Annotated in this window: 18 protein-coding genes; 9 read left to right on the top strand and 9 right to left on the bottom strand. The window is 47.8% G+C overall.

Translation table 11 applies throughout. The annotated features are described in order from the left end of the window. The first annotated feature begins 6 nt into the window (after positions 1 to 6). Positions 7 to 735, top strand: coding sequence for an SDR family NAD(P)-dependent oxidoreductase (locus EXT46_RS17220; protein ID WP_045980555.1), 729 nt, complete (start codon positions 7 to 9; stop codon positions 733 to 735). Continuing rightward, positions 736 to 1,578, top strand: a complete 843-nt coding sequence (locus EXT46_RS17215; RefSeq protein WP_130148771.1) for an amidohydrolase family protein — start codon at positions 736 to 738, stop codon at positions 1,576 to 1,578. 55 nt (positions 1,579 to 1,633) lie between these two features. On the opposite strand, the gene EXT46_RS17210 is transcribed toward EXT46_RS17215, so the two are convergent. After that, positions 1,634 to 4,672: a TonB-dependent receptor gene (locus EXT46_RS17210; RefSeq protein WP_130148769.1), complete on the bottom strand. Its 3,039-nt coding sequence runs from the start codon at positions 4,670 to 4,672 to the stop codon at positions 1,634 to 1,636. Positions 4,673 to 5,012: 340 nt separating this feature from the next. Here EXT46_RS17210 and EXT46_RS17205 point away from each other — a divergent pair, with 340 nt between their 5' ends. Then, positions 5,013 to 7,055 carry a winged helix-turn-helix domain-containing protein gene (locus tag EXT46_RS17205; RefSeq protein ID WP_276319724.1) on the top strand — a complete coding sequence of 681 codons (2,043 nt, stop codon included), beginning with the start codon at positions 5,013 to 5,015 and terminating at the stop codon, positions 7,053 to 7,055. A 53-nt stretch (positions 7,056 to 7,108) separates the two neighbouring features. Here the strand turns inward: EXT46_RS17205 and EXT46_RS17200 are convergent, their stop codons facing one another. Both EXT46_RS17200 and EXT46_RS17195 read right to left on the bottom strand, forming a co-directional pair. Further along, the gene (locus EXT46_RS17200; RefSeq protein ID WP_022945896.1) at positions 7,109 to 7,438 is read right to left on the bottom strand and encodes a 5-carboxymethyl-2-hydroxymuconate Delta-isomerase; all 330 of its coding nucleotides are present in this window, start codon (positions 7,436 to 7,438) and stop codon (positions 7,109 to 7,111) included. 11 nt (positions 7,439 to 7,449) lie between these two features. Then, complete coding sequence (locus EXT46_RS17195; protein WP_022945895.1) at positions 7,450 to 8,037, bottom strand: outer membrane beta-barrel protein; 588 nt, start codon at positions 8,035 to 8,037, stop codon at positions 7,450 to 7,452. A 120-nt stretch (positions 8,038 to 8,157) separates the two neighbouring features. Between EXT46_RS17195 and EXT46_RS17190 the strand changes: the two genes are divergently transcribed. The 5 genes from EXT46_RS17190 to EXT46_RS17170 all read left to right on the top strand — a co-directional run bounded on the left by EXT46_RS17190 (position 8,158) and on the right by EXT46_RS17170 (position 12,643). Further along, a complete protein-coding gene (locus EXT46_RS17190) occupies positions 8,158 to 8,937 on the top strand; it encodes a hypothetical protein (protein ID WP_022945894.1) in 780 nt (259 codons plus the stop codon). Continuing rightward, complete coding sequence (locus tag EXT46_RS17185) at positions 8,934 to 9,560, top strand: LysE family transporter (protein ID WP_130148765.1); 627 nt, start codon at positions 8,934 to 8,936, stop codon at positions 9,558 to 9,560. Before EXT46_RS17190 ends, EXT46_RS17185 begins: the two co-directional genes overlap by 4 nt. Next, on the top strand, positions 9,557 to 10,057 hold the full coding sequence (locus EXT46_RS17180; protein ID WP_022945892.1) for a gamma-glutamylcyclotransferase family protein: 501 nt from the start codon (positions 9,557 to 9,559) through the stop codon (positions 10,055 to 10,057). Before EXT46_RS17185 ends, EXT46_RS17180 begins: the two co-directional genes overlap by 4 nt. Beyond that, positions 10,054 to 11,610, top strand: a complete 1,557-nt coding sequence (locus EXT46_RS17175) for a serine hydrolase (RefSeq protein ID WP_130148763.1) — start codon at positions 10,054 to 10,056, stop codon at positions 11,608 to 11,610. Before EXT46_RS17180 ends, EXT46_RS17175 begins: the two co-directional genes overlap by 4 nt. 115 nt (positions 11,611 to 11,725) lie before the next feature. Continuing rightward, positions 11,726 to 12,643 (top strand): histone deacetylase family protein, encoded by a 918-nt coding sequence (locus tag EXT46_RS17170; RefSeq protein ID WP_130148761.1) that lies wholly within the window; start codon positions 11,726 to 11,728, stop codon positions 12,641 to 12,643. Here EXT46_RS17170 and EXT46_RS17165 read toward each other — a convergent pair. Continuing rightward, positions 12,640 to 12,966 carry a hypothetical protein gene (locus EXT46_RS17165; protein WP_130148759.1) on the bottom strand — a complete coding sequence of 109 codons (327 nt, stop codon included), beginning with the start codon at positions 12,964 to 12,966 and terminating at the stop codon, positions 12,640 to 12,642. The genes EXT46_RS17170 and EXT46_RS17165 overlap by 4 nt on opposite strands. A gap of 22 nt (positions 12,967 to 12,988) precedes the next feature. Here EXT46_RS17165 and EXT46_RS17160 point away from each other — a divergent pair, with 22 nt between their 5' ends. After that, on the top strand, positions 12,989 to 15,505 hold the full coding sequence (locus EXT46_RS17160) for an EAL domain-containing protein (protein WP_045980563.1): 2,517 nt from the start codon (positions 12,989 to 12,991) through the stop codon (positions 15,503 to 15,505). Here EXT46_RS17160 and EXT46_RS17155 read toward each other — a convergent pair. From EXT46_RS17155 to purD, 5 genes are all read right to left on the bottom strand, one after another. Next, positions 15,478 to 16,299, bottom strand: a complete 822-nt coding sequence (locus tag EXT46_RS17155; RefSeq protein ID WP_022946777.1) for a DUF2797 domain-containing protein — start codon at positions 16,297 to 16,299, stop codon at positions 15,478 to 15,480. The two genes, EXT46_RS17160 and EXT46_RS17155, sit on opposite strands and share 28 nt — an antisense overlap. 42 nt (positions 16,300 to 16,341) lie before the next feature. Next, entirely contained in the window at positions 16,342 to 18,864 is a 2,523-nt protein-coding gene (locus EXT46_RS17150; RefSeq protein WP_130148757.1) for an EAL domain-containing protein, read from the bottom strand. 341 nt (positions 18,865 to 19,205) lie between these two features. After that, positions 19,206 to 19,697 (bottom strand): hypothetical protein, encoded by a 492-nt coding sequence (locus EXT46_RS17145; RefSeq protein ID WP_240701158.1) that lies wholly within the window; start codon positions 19,695 to 19,697, stop codon positions 19,206 to 19,208. Further along, positions 19,694 to 20,029 carry a hypothetical protein gene (locus EXT46_RS17140; RefSeq protein WP_130148755.1) on the bottom strand — a complete coding sequence of 112 codons (336 nt, stop codon included), beginning with the start codon at positions 20,027 to 20,029 and terminating at the stop codon, positions 19,694 to 19,696. The genes EXT46_RS17145 and EXT46_RS17140 overlap by 4 nt, the downstream gene beginning before the upstream one ends. A 489-nt stretch (positions 20,030 to 20,518) precedes the next feature. After that, the gene (gene purD / locus EXT46_RS17135; RefSeq protein ID WP_130148753.1) at positions 20,519 to 21,805 is read right to left on the bottom strand and encodes a phosphoribosylamine--glycine ligase; all 1,287 of its coding nucleotides are present in this window, start codon (positions 21,803 to 21,805) and stop codon (positions 20,519 to 20,521) included. Between the last annotated feature and the right edge of the window lie 6 nt (positions 21,806 to 21,811).

The following is a 21,811-nucleotide window of genomic DNA, read 5'->3' as shown; positions in this document are numbered from 1 at the left end:
ATGAATATGAGTGAAATCGCTATTGTAACCGGTGGTAGTAAAGGAATTGGTCTGGCCATTGTCGAAAAGTTATTAGCGCAAGGGTATCGCGTCTATAACTTGGATATTGTCACGTCGGAGCAAGGCGAGTATCGCCATTGTGATATGCGCGATGTGCCTAGTGTAAAAGCGATCATTGCAGAGATATGCGAGCGTGAGCAAGGGGTTGATGTGTTGGTATGCAATGCGGGAATTCATCGCAGCGCCACCATAGAGCAGACCGATGAAGCGCTGCTGGATGAAGTTATCGCGCTCAACATAAAAGGTGCTTATGCGGCGACCCAAGCCGTGCTGCCCAGTATGCGCAGCGCTAATAAAGGGGCGATTGTTTATATTTCTTCTGACCAAGCGCTAGTGGGGAAGCGCAACTCCTTCGCCTACAGCCTATCGAAATCTGCATTGGCTTCGATGGCGAAAACCACCGCACTGGATTACGCCGAGTTTGGCATTCGGGCCAATGCGGTGTGTCCAGGTACCATAGAAACGCCGTTGTTCCACAATGCCATCGACAACTACTGCCAGCGCAGTGGCGCTAACAAAGAAGAAGTGGTGGCGCAGGAGTCGGCGATGCAGCCGTTGGGGCGACTCGGGCAAGCCCATGAAGTGGCGAGCCTAGTGGCATTTTTAGCCAGCGATGAAGCTGGGTTTATCACCGGATCACTGCAGGTGATCGACGGTGGTTACACGGCCCAGTAAATGTCGCAGCGCCTGTTTGACCCTCATGTGCACTTGTTTGACCTTAGCCGAGGTGATTATCACTGGTTAAGGCGCAAAGGAGCGCCATTTTGGCCGCAAAAACAGGCTATTACGCGCAATTTTAAGCAACAGGATTTGCACCTCAAGGAGCCGTTGCAACACTGCGGCGCGGTGCATATTGAAGCCGGTTTTGACAATGCTGAACCCGCTCGAGAGCTACAGTGGTTGGCTGCCACGGGATTTACTGGGGCCGCCATTAGTCATGCCGCGATTGACCTGGCCCCTGCTGCTTTTGCTGAGGCATTAGCTAAGTTAAAACATCCCCTATTGCGTGGTATTCGTGATATCACCGAAGGCGCAGATGGAGCGCGATTACTTAACCCCCATTGCATCGACAACGCCGCGCTGTTAGCAGAGCAAGGGCTTATTTTTGAGGCGCAATTTACACTTGCTGATAACCAATTATGTAAACGTCTTATTGATTTAGCAACTGCTGTGCCGACTATCAACATAGTCATTAATCATTGTGGCTTGGTGAGTGTGGATGGGTGGTCATTATGGCAAGACAACCTAGCGTTATTGCGTCGCTGTGACAACATCTTGATCAAATGCAGTGGCTGGGAAATGTTGTATCCGCATAAGTCAGTGCAGTGGCAGCAGCAGGTTATTAGGTGTTGTATTAACGCGCTGGGCGCTGAACGGGTGATGCTCGCCAGTAACTTTCCCCTGTGTTTAATGCAGCAAAGTTATCATCAGGTGTGGCAGGGGTACGCCGATATGGTGTTGCCGCAAAAGCACAAACTTATGCACGATAATGCTTGGCAGCTTTATCACCAGCCATAAAAAAGCCTCTCATTGAGAGGCTTTAGTCAACAAGGTAGGGGATGAGCCTACTCGTTTAGAAGCTGTATTGGGCTCCAAGATAGACAAACCGGCCAACACCACCGCCATATTCACTATCAAAGTTGCCGACGCCATGCTCGACATTATCGCCTGTGTAAGGAATAAACGGGCCTTGGTCGTCAAAAATATTATTTACCCCAGCAAATAGGCGCACGTCCTGATCCCCTTGCAATGTGAGATTATAAGAAAGCGAGATATCATGGGTGATATAAGAGGGGTAATATAAATATTTTGGCTGCTCTGGATTTTCGACACAGCTATCATCGCCGGCAGCACAACTTGCGGCATTCTCGGCAAAGAGTTCGCGCATGTCTTCAACGCGGTCATGGCTATCAACAATGTCGCTTTTATACTTGGTGGTCCAACGTACTCGTAAGTCTTCATAAGACCAAGTAAGTGAAGCGCGGGCTTTGTCGGTGAAAATGCCAGAATCTAGCTCACCATCGTAGCGATTGACCACGGTGCCGTCGTTACCTTCATAGGTAATGCTGTACTCGGTGACGTGGTTCCAATCGAGCTTTAAGCGCAGACTACCGTACTCGGGCAAGTCGTAACGGTAGTTGATGGCAATGTCATAGCCTCGAGTACGGGTTTCGCTAAGGTTAAATACACGCTGCAAAATTTGTGTGATTTGACCATCACTGTCACGGGTAATGTCACCACAGAAACTATTATTCTCACCAAAGGGCACAGCAGCAGAAGCGTAGCACTCTTGGAGAATATCCTCATTACCAATTTGTTCGATGGAGTCACTGATTTGGATATCATAATAATCGAACGACATCCCTAAGTTAGGAGCGAAATCTGGCTGAATGGTTAATCCTAACGTGTAGGTGTCGGCGGTTTCTTCTTTGAGCAGTTCGTTACCGGTGTTAGGTGAGTAGCCGCTGTTTTCATCTTCAAACACGCCTTCGTTTGCAATCGCTTGGGCAATTCCAGATTCTTGGCGACAGGCATCATGACCAAGCTCTGTGGAGGTTGCTGTTACGCCATCACAAATATCGCTGAAGCTATCAAAGTCACCGCGTGGTGGCGACATTAGCTCAGTAATGTTCGGGGCTCGCTGTGCTCGAGAGTAGTTGGCTCGAACCATATAACCTGAGGCTGGCACCCAGCTAAACCCTGCGCGGTAACTCGCCATGGTATCTATGCCTTCTGGGCTATAGTTAGCAATGCGTAGCGAGGTTTCTAAATCCAGAGATTTCGCTAAGGTTGTGTCTCTTAGTAAGGGGATGGAGGCCTCGGCAAAGGCTTCATAGATATCCATATCACCTGAGAAGGTCGGCACTACGTTAAAGGTTACGCCGCCATATCGCTGCTCTTTATTGGTGAGCACATCTTGGGTATCGCGGCGGTACTCAAAGCCAAAAGCAGTCGCCACTGGGCCAGCTGGCATCTCGAATAGATCGCCCGTCATATAGCCTTGCACGTTAAGCTGAGTAATATCTGTGGTGATCACAGGAGTGGCCCGGATCCAATCCGCCATCTCTGGTGTAATCGAGCCAATACCGAAAATATTCAGCGGTACACAGCCCTCGGCTCGTGCTTCGGCATCTTTACATTGCACCGTGCCATCAGCCAGACGCTCAGAAGCGAGGGCTTGGCGTACACGTACGGTGTTTAGCTCATTCAGGCGCTTTTGTTTTTGCTCAAAGGTGCCATAGCCTACCGAAACATCCCAGTCCCACTCATCATTAAAGGCCGTGCCTTTTAAGCCTGCCCAGCTACGAATCGTTTCTCGGCTGTTATCTGTGGTCACTGGACCGACTTCGGCAAAGCGGCGGTCCCAGTTGATACGGCCTTTCGCATTATCGCGAATTTCATCGGGCAAGAAGGGGTTATCAAGCTCAATATATCCTGGGCTAATTTCACCTGCAGCGCCCGTTAATGGGTCGAGAATGAGTGCATCTGCGCCTTCATATTCGTCCTCTGGCGATTTCACATTGCGGGAACCGGTTTTGCTGTATTGCACTTGCGCATAGCCGCGAACACTGTCATTCAAATCGTAATCAAGTTTAAGAGCGGCGGCGAAGCGATCATTGGGGACTTTAATCTTATCGAACATCTCATAGTTGATACCATCGCGCTCTTCATTCCAGCCACTTTGTAAGCCATCAGCGGTGTAGTAGTAGCCTCCGTCAGCGGCATCTAACCCTTCTTCGAATACCCCGCCATAGGTACCATCGCTGCGCTCTCGCCAATCGGCTTGAGTGATGTCGCGCATACATTGGTCACCATCGATGGTGTTCATGGCATTACACATTTTACTGGCGAGGTAATCATAACTGGCCTCAATAGCTGCTCGGTCACGATCCTCCCAATTAATGCCAAATTGACGATCCCATGTGGCGCTAAAAAAGCCATAGCCTTGGCTATTAGCAAAGGTAAAGCCATGCTCGGCATCCAGGGTAAACTCGTCGCCACCGCCTTCCGGGGTGGTGCCGCCGCGCACTTTAATTTCGCTGCCGAGTTTATCTGTTTGGGTGATGATGTTAACCACCCCGGCAATGGCATCAGAGCCGTAAACGGCTGAAGCACCACCGGAAATAACTTCCACCCGTTGCACCATGCCAGAAGGAATGGTGCCAAGGCTGATATAGTTGCCGCTGTAGCTGTTGGAGACGACGCGACGGCCATCGATCAGGGTTAAGGTGCGGTCAGTGCCTAAGTCACGCAGGTTTATGGTGGATAACCCGGTATTTTGTACACTAGATTGGCTGTTGGTGTTACTGAATGATTCACTGATCGCGGGTATTTGATCGACTAATATCTCAGATAATGAGCCAAGCCCAGTGTCGTTTAATTCGTCTTTACCGACGCTGACAATGGGTGAAGGCGTGTCAAAATTGGTACGACGTAGTCGTGACCCGGTGACGATGATTTTTTCAACTTCTTCTGGCTGTTCAACGGTGGCGGGCGCGGCGTTATTTTGTCGCGCTACTTGTTGCTCGTTAGCCACTGCATAGCTGCTAAAACAGGCGCTAATTGCTGCCGCGACTAGACACTTTTTGAGTGGGGTTTTGGAGTAAGACACGATTGTTCCCTTTATTATTATATTCGAGGTGCTGCCGCAGCGTTTTAAACCAATAACTGGGGGGAAATCAGTTTGCCTGCGCGGCAGCGATGGGTCTTTAATTATGTGTAATATGACAGTGGTTAATTACATGTAACCGTTGTAATTTGATTGCTGACAACTAGCAAACAAGGGAGCCTCTTTTATCAACCTTTTTTATATCTATTAAATATCTATTCCTTAAAAATCATATGGTTAATTTTATTCCTCGACCCTTTATCGCAAACGGCTTGGTTAACTAAAGTGAATCACTGTAGACTGCAAAAGTGGATATGTTGGCTTTTTGGGTTGTATAGAATTAGTGCAGTTTGGCAAGGAATTTTTAATAGGTGCGTGTCATATAGATGTAAGCCGTTGCATTATTACATGTGGGCAGAATAGTCATGCATTGCAGCCCAAATTCATGGAATTATTATGCTATCTAGCCGAGCGCTATCCTGAGCCTGTTAGTCGCGACGAGTTAATTGCGCATATTTGGCAAGGCAACGCCTATGTAGGCAAAAAAGCACTCACTAATGCTATCTGGCATCTGCGTAGTGCCTTTAAACAATGCGATGCGCAGCATGAATACATTGAAACATTGCGCAAAACGGGTTATCGCTTGTGTATTTCGCCGCAGGCACAAGAGCATAAGCAAACACAGACAAAGCCGCTTAAACGCTCGTTAGCTTTGATTTTCTTAGGTGTTATGGCTCTGTCTGTGACCATTTTTTTCTGGTGGCCGCAACCGGCAACCAAAATAGCGCAGGCAAGCAGCACTAAAATCACCGATGAGTTAGGGCGTGAACTCTTCCCCAGTGTATCGCCCGACGGTCAATGGCTGTTGTACTCATGGCGCCGCCTAGGCCAACCCACCAACCTTTACAAACAAAGCTTATTAGCACCGGAGCAAAGTGCACAGGCAATTACGCAAAGCCCGTATCGTGAGAGTCGAGGGGTATTTAGCGCTGATATGCATTCATTGTTTTACTACCGTAAGGGTAAGGATATCGGCTGCCAAGTGGTGCAACATTCTTTGCTTAATAATAAGGTGCAGATACTGGATCAGTGTTTAAGTAAAGGCAGTGCTGATGTTGCTATCTCGAAAGATGGTCACACATTAGCGTATATCGGCTTGAGTAGCGACGGTACTACTAACATTGCTTATTTGCGTGATTTGCGCACTGGTAGCAAGCGGCCTTTGAGCTGTATCCATGAGCCTTGTCAGTTTCGTGATGAAGCATTAGCTTTATCGCCGGATGCCTCGCAGCTGGTGGTTAGCCGCAATTATGACTCAGGCCATGAAGAGTTAGTCTTGATCAACACCACCAGCGGCGAGCAACAGCAACTCACATCAGGCTTTCTCGATGTGCGTGGTGTGGCATGGCATCCTTTGCTATCTCGGCTTACATTTTCTGTTATTGAACAAGGGCGTCGTCAAGGTTATCACTTGCATTTGCCCAGTGGACAGTTACAAGCCCTCGATTTACCTGGCTTTAGCTATCCGCATTATGGGCCAGGTGGTGCCTTGTATTACCACCGTTGGCGCATTCCTAAATCGATTGTGAGGTTGAGTCTAGACGCCGATGTGGCCTCAACTCCTTTCCCCTTGCTGCTAGGTGAGCACAGTGTGCGCTACCCCGCATACAGCGAACAAGCCAAAAAAATAGCGTTTGTCTCCAATGAGTCAGGCTTTGATGAGCTTTGGAGTGCCGAGGTCGACGGCAGCAATCGCCGCCAACTCACGCATTTGCAGATGACCGCAGAGGACCCGAGCTGGTCTCATGATGGCCGCTACATTGCCTTTAATGCCTTTAGTGAACACAGTAATCATTTGTATATCTATGATATGCACAGTGGCCGCGCTCAGCAGCTAGAGGTGTCGCTTAATTATTTTGGCCGTCCTACGTGGTCTTTAGACAACCGTCACCTTTATGTTTCTGACCAGAAGCAACTTTATAGCATTGATTTGAACACCCTGAGCGTGCAGGTGCTGACTCAAGATGGCGGCGCTTATGCAATGGCGATGGATGAGCAGACTTTGATATATGCCAAACCTCAAGGTAAGCGATTGTACTTACTTAACTTAAGCGATGGCACTTCGGCACCGCTGACCGAGGAGGTGCTCTTGTCGGGCGCCTACGGATGGCATTATCACAATGAAAAGGTGTACTTCTTTAAAGTTAATCGCGCCGATTATCGTATTAGTCGCTACGATATGGCCACGAATGAGGTGACCGATGTGATCAGGGTGCAAGAGCGCGGCTTCTCTCGTAATTTGGGAATGAGCTTTGTGCCGCACAAGAACTGGCTGCTGTACAGTGCCTATAAAGACCCGCAAATTGACATTATGGTATATCGCTAACGGCCAAAGGTGAGGCGAGATTCGAACACTCGCCTCATCTGTCTTGGTCCATATTACCCTTTACAGTATATATCTGGCTCTAGATCACGCACATCGACGCTGAGACAATCTGATTCGCGACAATAAGTGCGCAGACACTCTAATAAGTGATTACTGAGTTGCTGTTTCTGCATGGGCGAGCGCCCCGCCATAATGTAAGCACAGATGTGAATGAAGCCCTCTTTGTTTTCGCCAAGTTGATAATGGCGATAGGCGATGGCTCGCGTCTTAATCGCATCTAATTCAAAGAGGCCACTGGAAAAGGTGGCTTGGTGTACTTTTTCTACCAGTACCTGGGGGAGTACAGGCAAATCTTCTGAGTGTTCTACAACAATGTGTGGCATGGCTGAACTCGTTAAAATCGCATACTAAATGCCAAGCTGGTATTGAATTGGTTTAGCACATCTCCATCAAAATGCCAGAGGCATTGATCATTCGGATCATTGCTAATGGTGCAATTAAAGTCGCTGTCATTATTAATAATGGTCGCTAACCAGCGCACCTCAAACATAAGCTGAGCGTTGTCGGTGACATGATAGCCAGCGCCAGTGAATAACCCGGTGGCAAAGTAGGTATCGCTGCTTAACCATTCGGGGTCGACATTTGCGGCGCCAATTTGAGCCCCAAAGTAACCCGTTGTCGAGCTCGCTAGGGGATATTCTACGGCACTTTGAAACATATAGTGTTGAATATTTACTTGGCGCTCATTATTCCCTTGAATATCGCTCTTGTTGGCTGAGTAATAAAAGCCATAGCGGGCATCGGTAATGGTTCTATCGATACTAAACGCAAAGTGATTAGCATCTTCAAGGTCGATATCGGCGCCTTCTTTGGTTTCTAAGCTTTGACTAAATGATTGACCGCCATAAAGGGTCACGGCTACATCGGCGGCAGCAACGCTGCTAAATAGGGTCGTGGCTAACAACAATGAGCGAGTGATCATAAGGGCTCTCCTTGAGCGTTAGTGTGACATCGATAGCTGAGCCATATCGCTGATGGCTATCATTTTTTACCCAAGTTGATATGCTTGCAGTTAACGACATAAGTTGCAATAAAAAATTACATGTTAAGTTGGTTAAAACCCTCGCCGTTACTGACCGAGAGCGAACAGCAGTGGCTGCTTGATGCCTTTTTATGGGCCTTCGAACATTTTGATGCGGATTACTTTCGCAATCACAGTCGCTTGGTGCAGCCCAGTAATGAATTTTTCCAGGGGCAAAGTAGCAGCACAGAGCAAATGGCGGCGCAAGTGTTTGCCCAAGTCAAAGCGCACAGTGGCTTGCAAAATTGGCCTATTCAATTACTCGGTCCGGGGCAGATGCCAGAGCAGCAATTTCCGCTGATGCGTTTCAGTGGGGCTTTACGAGGCGAGCAAGCGCACTGTGTTGAGCACAGTCATGCGATCTTTGTGTCTTATAACCCGCAGCAAATTAATCAACCTCAAGACTTAATTGCCAGTTATGCCCAAGCATTTGCACGCATTATGATTTATCAGCGTGGGGTATTGCCACCAGGTGGTGAAGCCATGATAGGTGCCGCTACTGAGGTTGTGGCCAGCTTCTTTGGTTTTGGCGTGATGCTTAGCAACACCGTCTATCAGTTCCGTGGCGGCTGTGGCAAGTGTTACAACCCCTACGCTAATCGCGCCAGTGAGCTTTCTGAGCAGCAACATGTGTTTTTACTGGCGTTGTTTTGTTTTATCAAAGGGGAAAAGCAAGGCACCGCACACTTGAAAGGACACTTGCGCAGTTATTATAAAAAAGCACACAAGATTATCAGCACACTGGCCAATCATAGTCCGAACCCGATGCTGCTATCCTTGCTAAGTAAGGAGCAAGTATGAGCTATTGGCCGGAATTTTTGGCGATTGCCAGTGCTCACTTCTTTGCTGTTGCCAGTCCCGGCCCTGACTTTGCCGTAGTACTGCGTCAAAGTGTACGTTTTGGTCGCGATAATGCACTTATTACTAGCGCTGGGGTGGGCGCGGGTATTCTCGTACACATTATTTACTGCCTCGTAGGCGTGGCATTACTTATCTCGCAGGCACCTGATTTATTTAATTTACTTAAATACATGGCAGCCGCCTATTTGGCATACATGGGTATTCAGGCTTTACGTCACGCGAAACCGGGGCAAGTTGAGCAAGTTCACCCTACTACCACGCAGCCTGCTGAGTCATTTTTCGTGGCCTTTCGCCGTGGTTTTTTAACCAATGCGTTAAACCCCAAGGCAACGCTGTTTTTTTTATCGTTATTTACCCTAGTGATCTCAATCGATACGCCTAAATGGGTGCAACTTGGCTACGGGCTCTATATGGCACTGGCGACTTGGGCGTGGTTTTCTTTTTTATCCATTATGCTGACACGGGCACGGGTGCGCACATTCTTCCTTGCTAAGGGGTTTTGGTTTGACCGTGCCATCGGCGTAGTACTTCTACTATTAGCGACACAAGTGGTGCTTTTATGACACAGTTTTATTTTGCCTTTGGCTCAAATATGTCACTTCACCGTATTCGCGCTCGCCTGCCAGGGGCTGAGCGCATTGGCGTAGCAGAACTCAAAGGCCACCGTCTTGATTTTGATATGCTCAGTCTGGATGGTTCTGGAAAATGTACGATTCATCCCAGTGACGATGAATCCGTGTATGGGGTTGTGTGGCAATTAAGTGATCACGAACAAGGTATTTTGCACGATATCGAAGGGCCGCGTTATGACATTGAAACTCGCACGGTCACTCTTATCGACAGCAATGAACACGTGCAGGTGTTTTGTTACATTGCCAATACCTTAGATAAAGTTGCGCTGCCGTTTGATTGGTATGTTCAGCATGTGTATTACGGCGCCCGTGAAGCTCAGCTACCGGAGCATTATGTGAACGCTATTAAAACCAGGGCCAGCGTAGAGGATTTAAATCGCGAACGGCATTTACGGGAAACACAGATGTATAACAAGGAACAAAAATGAAACTGAAAACATTGTTAGCTTCGAGTGCGCTATTCGCCGCTCTGCACCTACCTAATTCGGCCTCGGCAGCGCTTGATAAAGATAAAATAACCGCCGCTATTGAGCACTCTATGGCCCGATTTGATGTGCCGGGTATGGCTGTGGCCGTCGTCGAAGATGGCGAAGTGGTGTATGCCCAGGGTTTGGGTGTGCGCCATATTCAAAGCCAAGAGCCAGTGACTAGTGAGACCTTGTTTGGCATTGCCTCCAATACCAAAGCTTTTACCAGTGCGGCGCTCGCGATGCTGGTAGATGAAGGCAAGTTGGACTGGGATGATAAGGTGCAGACACATCTGCCGGAGTTTCGTTTGCACGATCCGTATGCATCGGCGCATATGACTATTCGCGACCTGTTGAGTCACCGTAGCGGATTGGGGCTTGGGCAGGGCGACTTAATGATTTGGCCAGACACCAATAAATCGGTGGCGGATATTCTCGCCGGGCTAAAACATTTAAAACCAAAGTCGAGCTTTCGTAGTCAATATGCCTACAACAACTTAATGTTCGTTACCGCCGGTGAAGTGGTGGCGCGAGTCAGTGGTATGAGTTGGCAAGATTATATTGAACAGAAGATTCTCACACCGCTTGAGATGACCCGCTCACGCGCCGGGTTCTCGCGTATTGCACCAGACAATACTAACTATGCTACCGGGCACATTCCTTTAGATGGCAAGCTGCACCCGTTTTTTGTCAACTACCTTGAAGACTTCCGTGGTGCTGGCGCAATAGCTTCCAATGTTGAAGAGATGAGCTCGTGGTTAAATACTCAGCTCAATGGCGGCACAATGGCTAATGGCGAGCAACTTTTCAGTGAAAAGCAGCAACGTGAGATGTGGTTACCGCATATTAACCGCGCCGTGTCGAAAAAAGCCTTTGCCGACTCGCGTCGTCAATTCAGTGGGTATGGTTTAGGGTGGTCGATTGTTGACTATCACGGTTACAAGCGTGTTGGCCATGGTGGCGGTATTCTTGGCATGGTCTCTCAGGTTTCTTTGATCCCTGAAGAAAAGCTCGGTGTTGTGGTGTTATCAAACCAGCAGGCGTTTTCGGCTTTATCAGCGGTGACCGAGGAAATTTTTGAGCAAGCGCTGGAGCTAGAAGATAAAGACTGGGTCGAAATTTACGCTGAACAGCACTTTAGCCGCAAGGAAAAAGCCTATGCTTCAGCTAAACCAGCCATGGTGGAAGATTACCAACAGGCATTGCCTAATCATTATTATACCGGCACTTTGCACGATGCTTGGTACGGCGATGTGATTATCGAAGAAGTGAGCGGCACGTTGCGTATCGATTTTACCCATACTAAACGCTTAAAAGGGCAGCTCAAGCATCACAGTGGCAACACCTTTATCGTTAAGTGGGACGAGCCATTGCTTGAAGCCGATGCTTTTATCGAATTTACCATGGGTAGCGATAATACGCTAAAGTCAGCCTCTATGCGTGCGGTGGCACCACAGGTGACAGACTTTAGCTTCGACTTCCGTAATTTAGATTTACGAGCCACAGAGCAGTAAAACCGTGATAATAAGGCACCCAAGGGTGCCTTGTTCATTATAAGACTAAAGGAGAAAAGCGCATTGATGCGAGCTTGTTTACTATATAGGCTCCATGTAATTGCCTAAACCGCTTATGTCTCGAATCGCTGTTATTACTCACCCCGCATGTCGCCGCCACGAAATGGGCAGTGAACATCCTGAGTCACCGGAGCGCCTTGATGTTATCTCTGATCGTTTACTTGCTAGCAGCCTGGATTTAGAAGTGCGGCAGCTGCAAGCACGTGGGGCGCAACGTCAAGATTATCTGCGGGTTCACAGTGAGCGCTTAGTGCATGAGGTAGAGCAGCGCATACCTGATATTGGCTACGCCGATTTAGATGGCGATACGCGTCTGTGTCCACAAACCCTTCATGCTATTGAGCGAGCAGTCGGCGCTGGACTCACGGCGGTAGACGAAATTCTCGCCGGGCATATCGATGCTGGTTTTTGTGCGGTGCGTCCACCAGGGCACCATGCCAGCGAAGACCGCAGCGCCGGGTTTTGTATTTTCAATAACCTGGCAATCGCTGTACGCTATGCGCAGTCACTGGGTATTGAACGTATAGCGGTATTGGATATTGATGTTCACCATGGTGATGGTACTCAGAGTATTTTTAGCGACGACGATTCGGTGTTGTTGTGCTCGCTGTTCCAACGCCCTTTATACCCAGACCCTGAACTCATCGTGCGCGATAACCTAGTGCAATCACCACTGCCGCCTGCCAGTGATGGCCAAGCATTGCGCGAAGTGGTTGCGCAGCAGTGGCTGCCAAGGCTGCAAGAATTTAAACCCCAGCTTATCTTCGTCTCTGCGGGCTTTGACGCGCATTTAGAAGATGATATGTCGGCGCTGAAATTTGTCGAGCAAGACTACGGCTGGTTTAGTCAATGCATTAGTGAGTTTGCACAAACTCATGGTGTGAAAGGGGTGGTGTCTTTTTTAGAAGGGGGTTATCACCTCTCTGCTTTATCTCGCAGCGTTGAGCATTATCTACGAGGCCAGCTGGGTTAATCGACGAACTGCCACACTTGGCTTTCATCACCAAGTCTTAGCTTGCTAACACAACATTCGCCTTCGCCAATCAGGTAAGCTTTTAACGCCTGCTGTAACATCGGCCACTGGCGCTCAATGCGCTGCCCGGACACATCAAAATACTGCTGGTGAGCATCAACAATAAACAGCACCTGAGCACTGTTGCAAAGGTGTGCCAGTTCGCTGGCGCTATCACAACGGGTCAGATGAGCGGCCTCAACGGCCAGTACGGGAAAGTGAAAGTTGGTCATTTTTTGTTTTATGTCAAATTGTGCAATGCAGTGATTGTCTAGTATAGCCATGTTACAACCTCTAGGAATGGCTATGCAACTGAGCACTCGTGACTACAAAGTAAAAGACGCCAAGCTATCGGCGTTGCACTTTTGTATGCCTCACCAGCCAGCCATTGCTGTTATCAAGCTCATGCGCACCCACAATGTCAGTGCGATTGCCATTCGTGAGAAAAATAAGGTGATCGGGATTTGGACCGAGTCGGATTGTGTTCGTGCGCAAGCGCACAATGGTGATGTTTTGCGCCAACCCATTCGTACCTTAATGTCGACCCCAGTGCATACGATTAGTGATGATAGTGCGCTTAATGACGCCGCCAATAAATGTGCAACCTTGGCGATTCGTCACTTAATTGTGGTTGCTGACGACGATACCCCCTTAGGGCTGTTGTCATTGGCTGATATTGTCGGCAATCAGGGGTTGGATCATTACCTTAATCTAAAATTGATTGGCGATCATTTTGATCACCGTGTGCCCAAAGTGCAAGGCAGCGACAATGCTCGTGTCGTAGCCCAACACATGGCGAAGTCGAATACCCATGCGGTGCTGGTGGAGCAGCAACAGCACGTGGGTATTATTACTGCTACGGATGTGCTGGAAATGATGCTCGCGGCACAGGGGCAATGCTGTTGGCCCTTTGCCAGTAAAGAGCTGGTCACTGTAAGTTGTGAAGATACCTTGCTGCATGCTTATCGGTTATTGCACCAACATGGTATTCGTCATTTGCTTGTCACAGCGAGCAAAGAGTCGCAGCGAGTAAAGGGGGTGCTCACCCTCAAGCATATCAATACCGAAATTGAGTCTGCTTATTTAAGTGAATTGGAAGCGGTATTGGCTGAGCGCGATTGTGCGTTGCAGGCCTCGCAAAAAGATTTGTATTTAGCGAATAAAATTATTGCCGCTTCTCTAGATGGCATCATGATCACCGATGCTCAGGGAACGATTCTACAAGTTAACCCTGCTTTTACTCGACTAACTGGTTACAGTGCTGAAGAAGTACTAGGCAAGACCCCGCGAATATTGAGCTCTGGCACTCATGACCGCAGTTTTTACCAGGCGATGTGGCAGAGTTTATCGCAGCAGGGGGTATGGCAAGGCGAGATTTGTAATCGCCGTAAAGACGGTGACACCTATGTCGAATGGCTCACCATCATTGAGATTAAAGATAAGCAAGACAGCGATTTAGTCTATGCGGGGATCTTTACCGACATAACTGAGCGCAAAGCGTCGGAGCGCAAAATCACAAAGCTTGCTTACTTTGATGACCTGACCGGGCTGCCGAATCGACGCTTGTTTAAAGACCGGCTCAGTGTCGCCCTCGCGCACGGTCAGCGGCAACATCAGCGCTTAGCCATTATGTTTATCGACTTAGACCACTTTAAAGGCGTCAATGACAGCCTTGGTCACAGTGTTGGCGATGAGCTGCTAAAGCAAGTGGCGAAGCGATTACAACGCTGTGTGCGCAGTGGCGATACCCTAGCACGTTTGGGGGGCGATGAGTTTACCTTACTGCTTAACGAGGTAGCGGATATCGATGAGGTGATCGCCTGTGCAGAGAAAGTGTTGGCTCAGTTTAAGCCCTCCTTTTCGTTGGCAGGCCAAGCCATCACCATTACTACATCAATAGGTATTGCTATTTACCCTGATGATGGTGAGAGCATGGAAACCTTGCTAAAGCATGCTGATGTTGCGATGTACCGCTCTAAAGACTTAGGTAGAAACTCTTATCAGCTGTTTAAAGCGACCATGAATGCCCGCTCTTTGGAGCGCTTAACCATGAGCAGTCGAATTAAACAGGCGCTGGTCAATGATGAATTTGAATTGTTTTTACAGCCTATTGTCGATTGCCAAACAACGCAGTTGTGTGGTGCTGAGGCTTTACTGCGATGGCAAGACCCGCAACTGGGCATGGTAGCACCAGGGCAGTTCATTCCACTGGCCGAGGAGCTTGGATTGATCATTGATATTGATAAATGGGTGATCACTCGAAGTTGCGCGCTGCTTGCCCAGTGGCAACAGCACACACACTTTAGTGGCACTTTATCAATTAACTTGTCAGCGGCGCACTTATGTCACCATGATTTAGTCGATACCGTGACAGCGGCTATCAATGAGCATGGAGTGAGTGCCGAGCAACTGGAAATTGAAATTACCGAAAGTAGCTTCATTAGCTCATTTAGCCAAGCACGGGAAGTATTGTTAGCGCTCAAATTACTAGGAGTAAAAGTGGCTTTGGATGACTTCGGCACCGGCTATTCGGCGCTTAGTTATTTGACCAAGTTACCGATTGATAAGCTCAAGGTTGATTCTAGCTTTATTGCTAAAGTGCCGGATGAATACGGCAATAGCGAAATTGTCAGTGCCATTATTGCCATGGCCTCTAGTCTGAACTTGTTGGTGGTTGCCGAAGGGGTGGAGAAGCCTTGCCAACACCAGTTTTTACAGGGCTTAGCCTGTGATTACGTGCAAGGTTTTTTACTTGGCGAACCTTGCAGTATCACAGACTTTAATAACCGCTATGTTTATCCGTGCGCTACTTCTACTTCGTAAGCGCCAAATTTGCGAATATTAATTACACCCGTATCTAAAATTAAGTACTGGCCTTTAATTCCTTGTAGTACACCACTGACCTGAGGGTTCTTATCAAAATTAAAGGAACTGACTTTGCTCGGATAATCTTGTACTGGGTAGTTAATTTCTACCACCTCTTCGTCGAGCAGTTCCACTGCGGTGGCTCCAAAGAGCTCAGCCAGCTCATCTAACTTGTGCTGAATTTGCGGCACTAACTCATCGCGCGCCGCTTTCAAGTCAACATCGACGCTCGTGCCCTTTAGCATATTGCGCCAATTAGTTTTATCGGCAATAAAATCAGCGAGAGCAACCTCGACTAAGCCAGACTGTAGGCGGGTTTGCACCTTAAAAATAGGCAGCGCAGCGGTCGCACCTTGATCTATCCAGCGAGTGGGGATTTGTGTATGGCGAGTAATACCCACTTTAAGCCCTGAGGTGTTAGCCAAGTAGACATAGTGCGGGATCATACAGTTTTCCTCACCCCACTGAGGCTCGCGGCAGGTGCCTTGGTCATAGTGGCAGGTTTCCGGCTTCATAATGCACATATCGCAGCTAGCGAGCTTGCGCATACATACGAAGCAGTGACCTTGTGAGTAGCTCTTCTTGGTTTTTTTGCCGCAGTTTTTACAAAAGATATTGCCGGTGTGAGTTAAGGTAATGGGCTGACCCATTAACTCATTCAATGACAGCAGTTCGTCACCGACGGGTAGCTGGTAATGTACGCCGTCGCTATCACTTAGCGCGGCTTTCATTTTATTTAGTGTGCCTAGCATTTAACGCCCCAATGTTAAAAGTCAGCGCGTATGGTAGCAAACCTAGGCTAGACTGTCGTTGCTCCATTGCTTGTGCTGCTGCAGCCATGCATTGTAATCGGCAATATTCATGGGTTTAGCATACAAATAGCCTTGTGCCGTATCCGCACCATAATGGCGTAGCAAGTGAGCGATTTCTTGCGTTTCAACGCCCTCAGCAGTGACCTTTAAGCCAAGGTTATGGGCCATCATAATAGTCGTGTTTACAATCGCTTGGTGGTGTTGAGAATGCGCCAATGACATAACAAAGTATTTATCAATTTTAAGCTCCGCGAAGGCGTATTTAACGAGATACTCGAGCGATGAGTAGCCAGTACCATAATCATCCAACACGACCTTGACCCCCAACTCAGCAAGCCTAGCAATAAGGGCTTTAAGCGCTTCTGGATCATCAACAAGGGCTGACTCTGTCAGTTCCAGTTTCAGCTGTGTCGGGGCCACCCCATGCTCATTAAGGATATCAGCAAGCTTGTGGGTAAAATCTGCAATATGTATGTCTCGGGCACTGAGGTTGACAGATATATGCTGCCCTTGCCACAGCACTCCTTGCGCAGCGATATCTCTGCAGGCGCAATTAAGAATCCACAGGGTCAGCTGATTGATCAACCCCGTTTGCTCTGCCAAATGAATAATATCTTCAACGGTAAAATCACGGCTTTGTTGTTGGGGCCAGCGCAGCAGCGCTTCAGCGCCGCATACTTGCAGAGTTTGCAGATTAAGCTGCGGCTGGTAATAAAGACACAATTCATTGTTGTGCATGGCTTGCTGCAGTGCAGTGGCGCGTTGTAACTGGCTGACATCGCTGTTGTCATCCACTGAGAATATACGATGCCGGCCAGCAGGGGCTTTTTGTACGCACTGGCAAGCTTGCTCTATTAGCTGTTTAAAAGGCTGCGAGCTTTGCTCAGCAGCGACAGTAGCAAGAATGTAACTAGGCTTAAGGCGTAAATCGGCCACACTCAACTCGGCCTGTAACTGGCTAAGCAAGTGCGGCAGTCGCTGATGCTCGAGTGTTGCCGCAGGCTCTGCGCTGAGCACTGCTAAGCAGCCGTTGTTGAGCTCAGCCACGGTTTCTTTGCTGCTTGAGTGAATGCGATAACAGCGAAGCGCCTTAGCGTGTTCACTGAGCGTTGCTGCAATACTTTTGAGCAGTTGCGAGCTACTTTCGATGCCAATGGTCTTCTGTAGGTTTTGAAAGTTCGCCATATGCACGATACACAGTGTGAAACTGCGACGTTGATTTTGTAGTTGCGCAATCCGGCGCATCAAGGTGGTGTAGGTTAGTAAGCCACTGTGGCTATTATGGATGGCGTAATACAGTGATTTCTTACGTTGATAGCGTACTCTATCGGCCAGTGCCAGGGCCATCAGGGTAATTTCAATTAAGCTGCCAAATAAAAAAGCATGACGGGTTAGATAGCTGTATTCAATAACACCGGTCAATTCTAACGGCTGGATGGCGGCGGCACATAACAACGGAAACCACGAAAGTACGTAATATTTAGCCCACCGAAAACCACTGATGAGCTTTTTGAAAATTAGCCAGAAGCAAATGATATACAGCCCCGGCATGGTCATAAAAAATATCGGTGCGCTATAAAATTCCGGTAAGAACAGGCTGAGCGCGCACAACAACAGCAAAAGCTGCAAATAACTTATCGCCACGCGATACGGTTTGCCTCGGTCTTTGTGATAACGCAAAAACATAACGCAAAACCCCAGCGTGGTAATGGCAATGGCGTAGTTAAATAAAATGACTTGGTGGTGAAACCATTGCTGCCATGACGTGGGCCATAAATAAAAGCCATAGCCGAGCACGATGCCGAGCAAGGTCATCACCGCAAGAATATAGCCCACATAGAGCAAATACACGCGATCGCGAATGCTGAAGTATAAAATCAAGTTATACAGCGCGGTCATTAATAACACGCCAACATATACGCTCCACAACGAGAAAGTACTGCGGCTAAGCTCAAAAAAGGTCTGTTCGGAGTAAAGATTGACTGGGGTTTTGCTTATGCCCGTGGTGTGTATACCAATAACTAGAGTATGTTGCTGTTGCGCTTGCAGAGTAAATGCATAGTGAGGCAGGGCGTATTCAAGCTGGCTTAAATCGCGGCGGTGGTCGCCCAATTGCACGCTATGTTGCACTTGGCCTGCTTCATCAAGGTGATACACGAGCAAATTATCGACCATGGGGTTATCAAAGCGGGCAATAAGCGATCTTGGCTCAGTTTGGTTATTGGTAATAGTTAAACGTAGCCAATATTGCTGTGTACCAAATTGCCAAGGAACCTGTTGCCATGACCCTGCAGTGAAGTCATCAAAATGCTTTTCATGAAGCGCTGAAAATGTGACCGCTTGCGGGAGCACCATAAAACTTGGCTCCACTGTTACCCCTGGTTCATTGCCCAGACTGTGGGGTGAAGACTGAGTAATATTAGCGGCTAACACACCGGCGATAAGCACTAGAGTGGCGAGCAAACAAGCAGCAAGTACGTTAAATAAATCCAGCCGTGGCAACAAAATGCAATACTTTCTTCTAGTTTAGATGGTCAAAGTGTAGCAAAGCACAGAAAAATGGACGGATTAACGCCCAGTTACTTTTGCTACTAGCGATTTGATATCAACCCTTGAAAAAGGTTTATGACTATATATCAACTAAGAATGAGTTTTGCCTCACCCAGTGAACGCTTTATGCGTCTCAGGTCTTAAGTTTACATTAGGAGTTTATGATAACTATTAGAGAGGTAGTATTGGTGATGTAAGCGAAAAACCACTTTTGTATTGAAATAAAAAAGGCCGCTCAGTCGCAGCCCTCTGAATTGAATTTAGAAAAACCCTCAGCCTGTAGAGGCTGCTTTATTTCATAAATCAAAATTTTCCATTGTTCCCATCAGATCAAATGGTCTGTTCAGTTTTTCTATCCTTGAAAACTGCTTGCGTAAGTTTTCAGGCAAAACAAAATAATCAGCTTTAGTTCGTTCATAAGTTAAAGGTATTGCCATAATTAACTGATTATACTTATCAAGCACTAACTTATCGCTACTTTCTAAAGCCTGCAGTTTTGCAGAAAGTACAGTGAAGTGTTGTAATTCATCATGCGTGCATAAATCCTGAAACTTTGCATAATGATAAGACAAAGCAGCACTGATCACGTTCCAATCTTTCGAAATATGCTCGACGTCATTAGGGGTGATAACTTCTTCTGTTTTTTGGCACTCTTCAAGCTTAAGCTCGTACGCTTTAATCGAGTTATGGTATTGGACAGTAAGATAGTCTTCAAGGGTTTGCTCAGTCGTATTTGCATAGGAGCAAAGTGATAAGAATAAAGAAAAAGCACAAATTAAATAGTTCATTTTGCAGCCACGCACCCATTGTATACAGCCTTCCAAAACTGTCTTTCTTTGCTTGTTTTAGCTCTAATTGCTTGTAGGCCCGATATAGTCTTTATCGTTCGCTTAGCAATGCTTGGAGAATCTCTTAAAGCCTTATTAAAAGAATTAAAATCTGTTTGAGTAAGGTTATAGTGGCTCTTTATTATGCCGTTGCCAGCGAAAATGTTTGCAAAGGTACCAACAACAATGGTGGAGCTGAGCCATTGATTTACTTCTTTTATTCTTCTTATTTCTTTTACTGCCAATTTTCCACGGTCAGAAAACTCTAATTCACTAATGTCCGGACATATCATATTAAATTCCCTTTATATTCCTGTTTAAAGTGCAAAGTAGCACAAAATTTGTCGGAAAAAAACTGTACCTTATTCCTTTAAGATATAGACAGTAGGTGTAAACATGAATTCAACTCCGAAGTGCACCACTCGCTAAATTAGGCCGCATAGTGTAATTCATTGAACACAATGATAGGCTGTTTATAACCTAGGCACTTCATAGGTATGGCATTTACTGCTCGTTCAATCTTGATAATTTCCTATCTGTTAGCGTCCGTAAATAGGCACCTTTCCGAATGTACTGGCGCAGCAAACCGTTATGTGTTCTTGTTAGCTTAAATGTAATTCCCAAAGTTTCGATGTTGCCTAAAAGCCCTCTATATAGGATTAAATCAAGCTAGAAAAAGTGTCATAAAAAAGCGAGGCATTTAGCCTCGCTTGATATGTACGGTTATTAGCTCTTAACCCTGTTTTGAACGAAGGTTCTCGGAACGAAGGTTCTCGTGGGGGTTAAGTACGCTCGCGACGAATGGCATGGTGAGCGATATCGGTGCGGTATTCAACACCGTCCCAGTTAATCTCTTTCACCAACTCATACGCACGTTGTTGCGCCGCAGTTACGGTATCGCCTAGCGCTGTCGCACACAGCACCCGGCCCCCGGCAGTGACGATGTCTTCACCTTGCTGCTTGGTGCCTGCATGGAAGACTTTTTCGCCCTGTGGGTAATTTACCTTTAGACCCGAGATAGCATCACCTTTAGGGTAAGAACCTGGATACCCTTTCGCTGCCAGCACCACGCCAACGGCGGCGCGTGGGTCGAAGTTAATTTCTGTGCGATCCAGTTCTTGACGATTCGCAGCTTCAATCAACGACACTAGGTCTGATTGCAGACGCAGCATAATCGGTTGCGTTTCTGGGTCGCCAAAGCGGCAGTTGTATTCAATGACCTTAGGCGTGCCATCGGCGGCAATCATCAGCCCTGCATACAAAAAGCCGGTATAAGGATGACCCTCTGCTGCCATACCTGCTACGGTTGGGTTGATCACTTCATCCATAATGCGGTTGTGAATTTCTTCACTGACCACGGGGGCTGGAGAGTAGGCTCCCATGCCACCGGTGTTCGGGCCTTTATCACCGTCATAGGCACGCTTATGGTCTTGGCTGGTGGCAAAAGGTAGTACGTTCTTACCGTCAACCATAACGATAAACGAGGCTTCCTCGCCTTCTAAGAACTCCTCGATAACCACGCGGCTACCTGCTTCACCAAAGGCATTGCCTGCGAGCATATCGCGCACAGCAGCCTCGGCTTCGGCTTCGGTCATCGCCACAATAACGCCTTTACCTGCGGCCAAGCCATCGGCTTTGACCACGATGGGAGCGCCTTGCTCTTTGATGTAAGCAAGCGCGGGCTCGATTTGCTCAAAGGTCTTGTAGAACGCCGTTGGGATATCGTGGCGTGCTAAAAAGTCTTTGGTGAATGACTTTGAGCCTTCGAGTTGGGCGGCGCCTTGTGTCGGTCCGAAAATAGCCAAGCCTTGCTCGCGAAAGGCATCGACCACACCAATCACTAGCGGTGCTTCAGGGCCGACAATGGTCAGTTCAACCTGGTTTTCTTTGACGAAAGCGATAAGCGCATCGATGTCTTCGACACCAATGGCGACGTTTTCTAGTTTTGGCTCCAGGGCGGTGCCAGCATTACCTGGCGCGACAAATACTTTTTCTACTTTGCTTGATTGAGCGGCCTTAAACGCAAGTGCGTGTTCGCGGCCGCCACTGCCAATGACAAGTACATTCATGGCGTA

It is taken from the genome of Pseudoalteromonas sp. CO325X, from assembly GCF_004208955.1.
In the GTDB taxonomy this organism is placed as follows: domain Bacteria; phylum Pseudomonadota; class Gammaproteobacteria; order Enterobacterales; family Alteromonadaceae; genus Pseudoalteromonas; species Pseudoalteromonas ruthenica.
The sequence above is the reverse complement of the archived record's forward strand: the minus strand, read 5'-3'. Positions and strand labels throughout refer to the sequence as shown.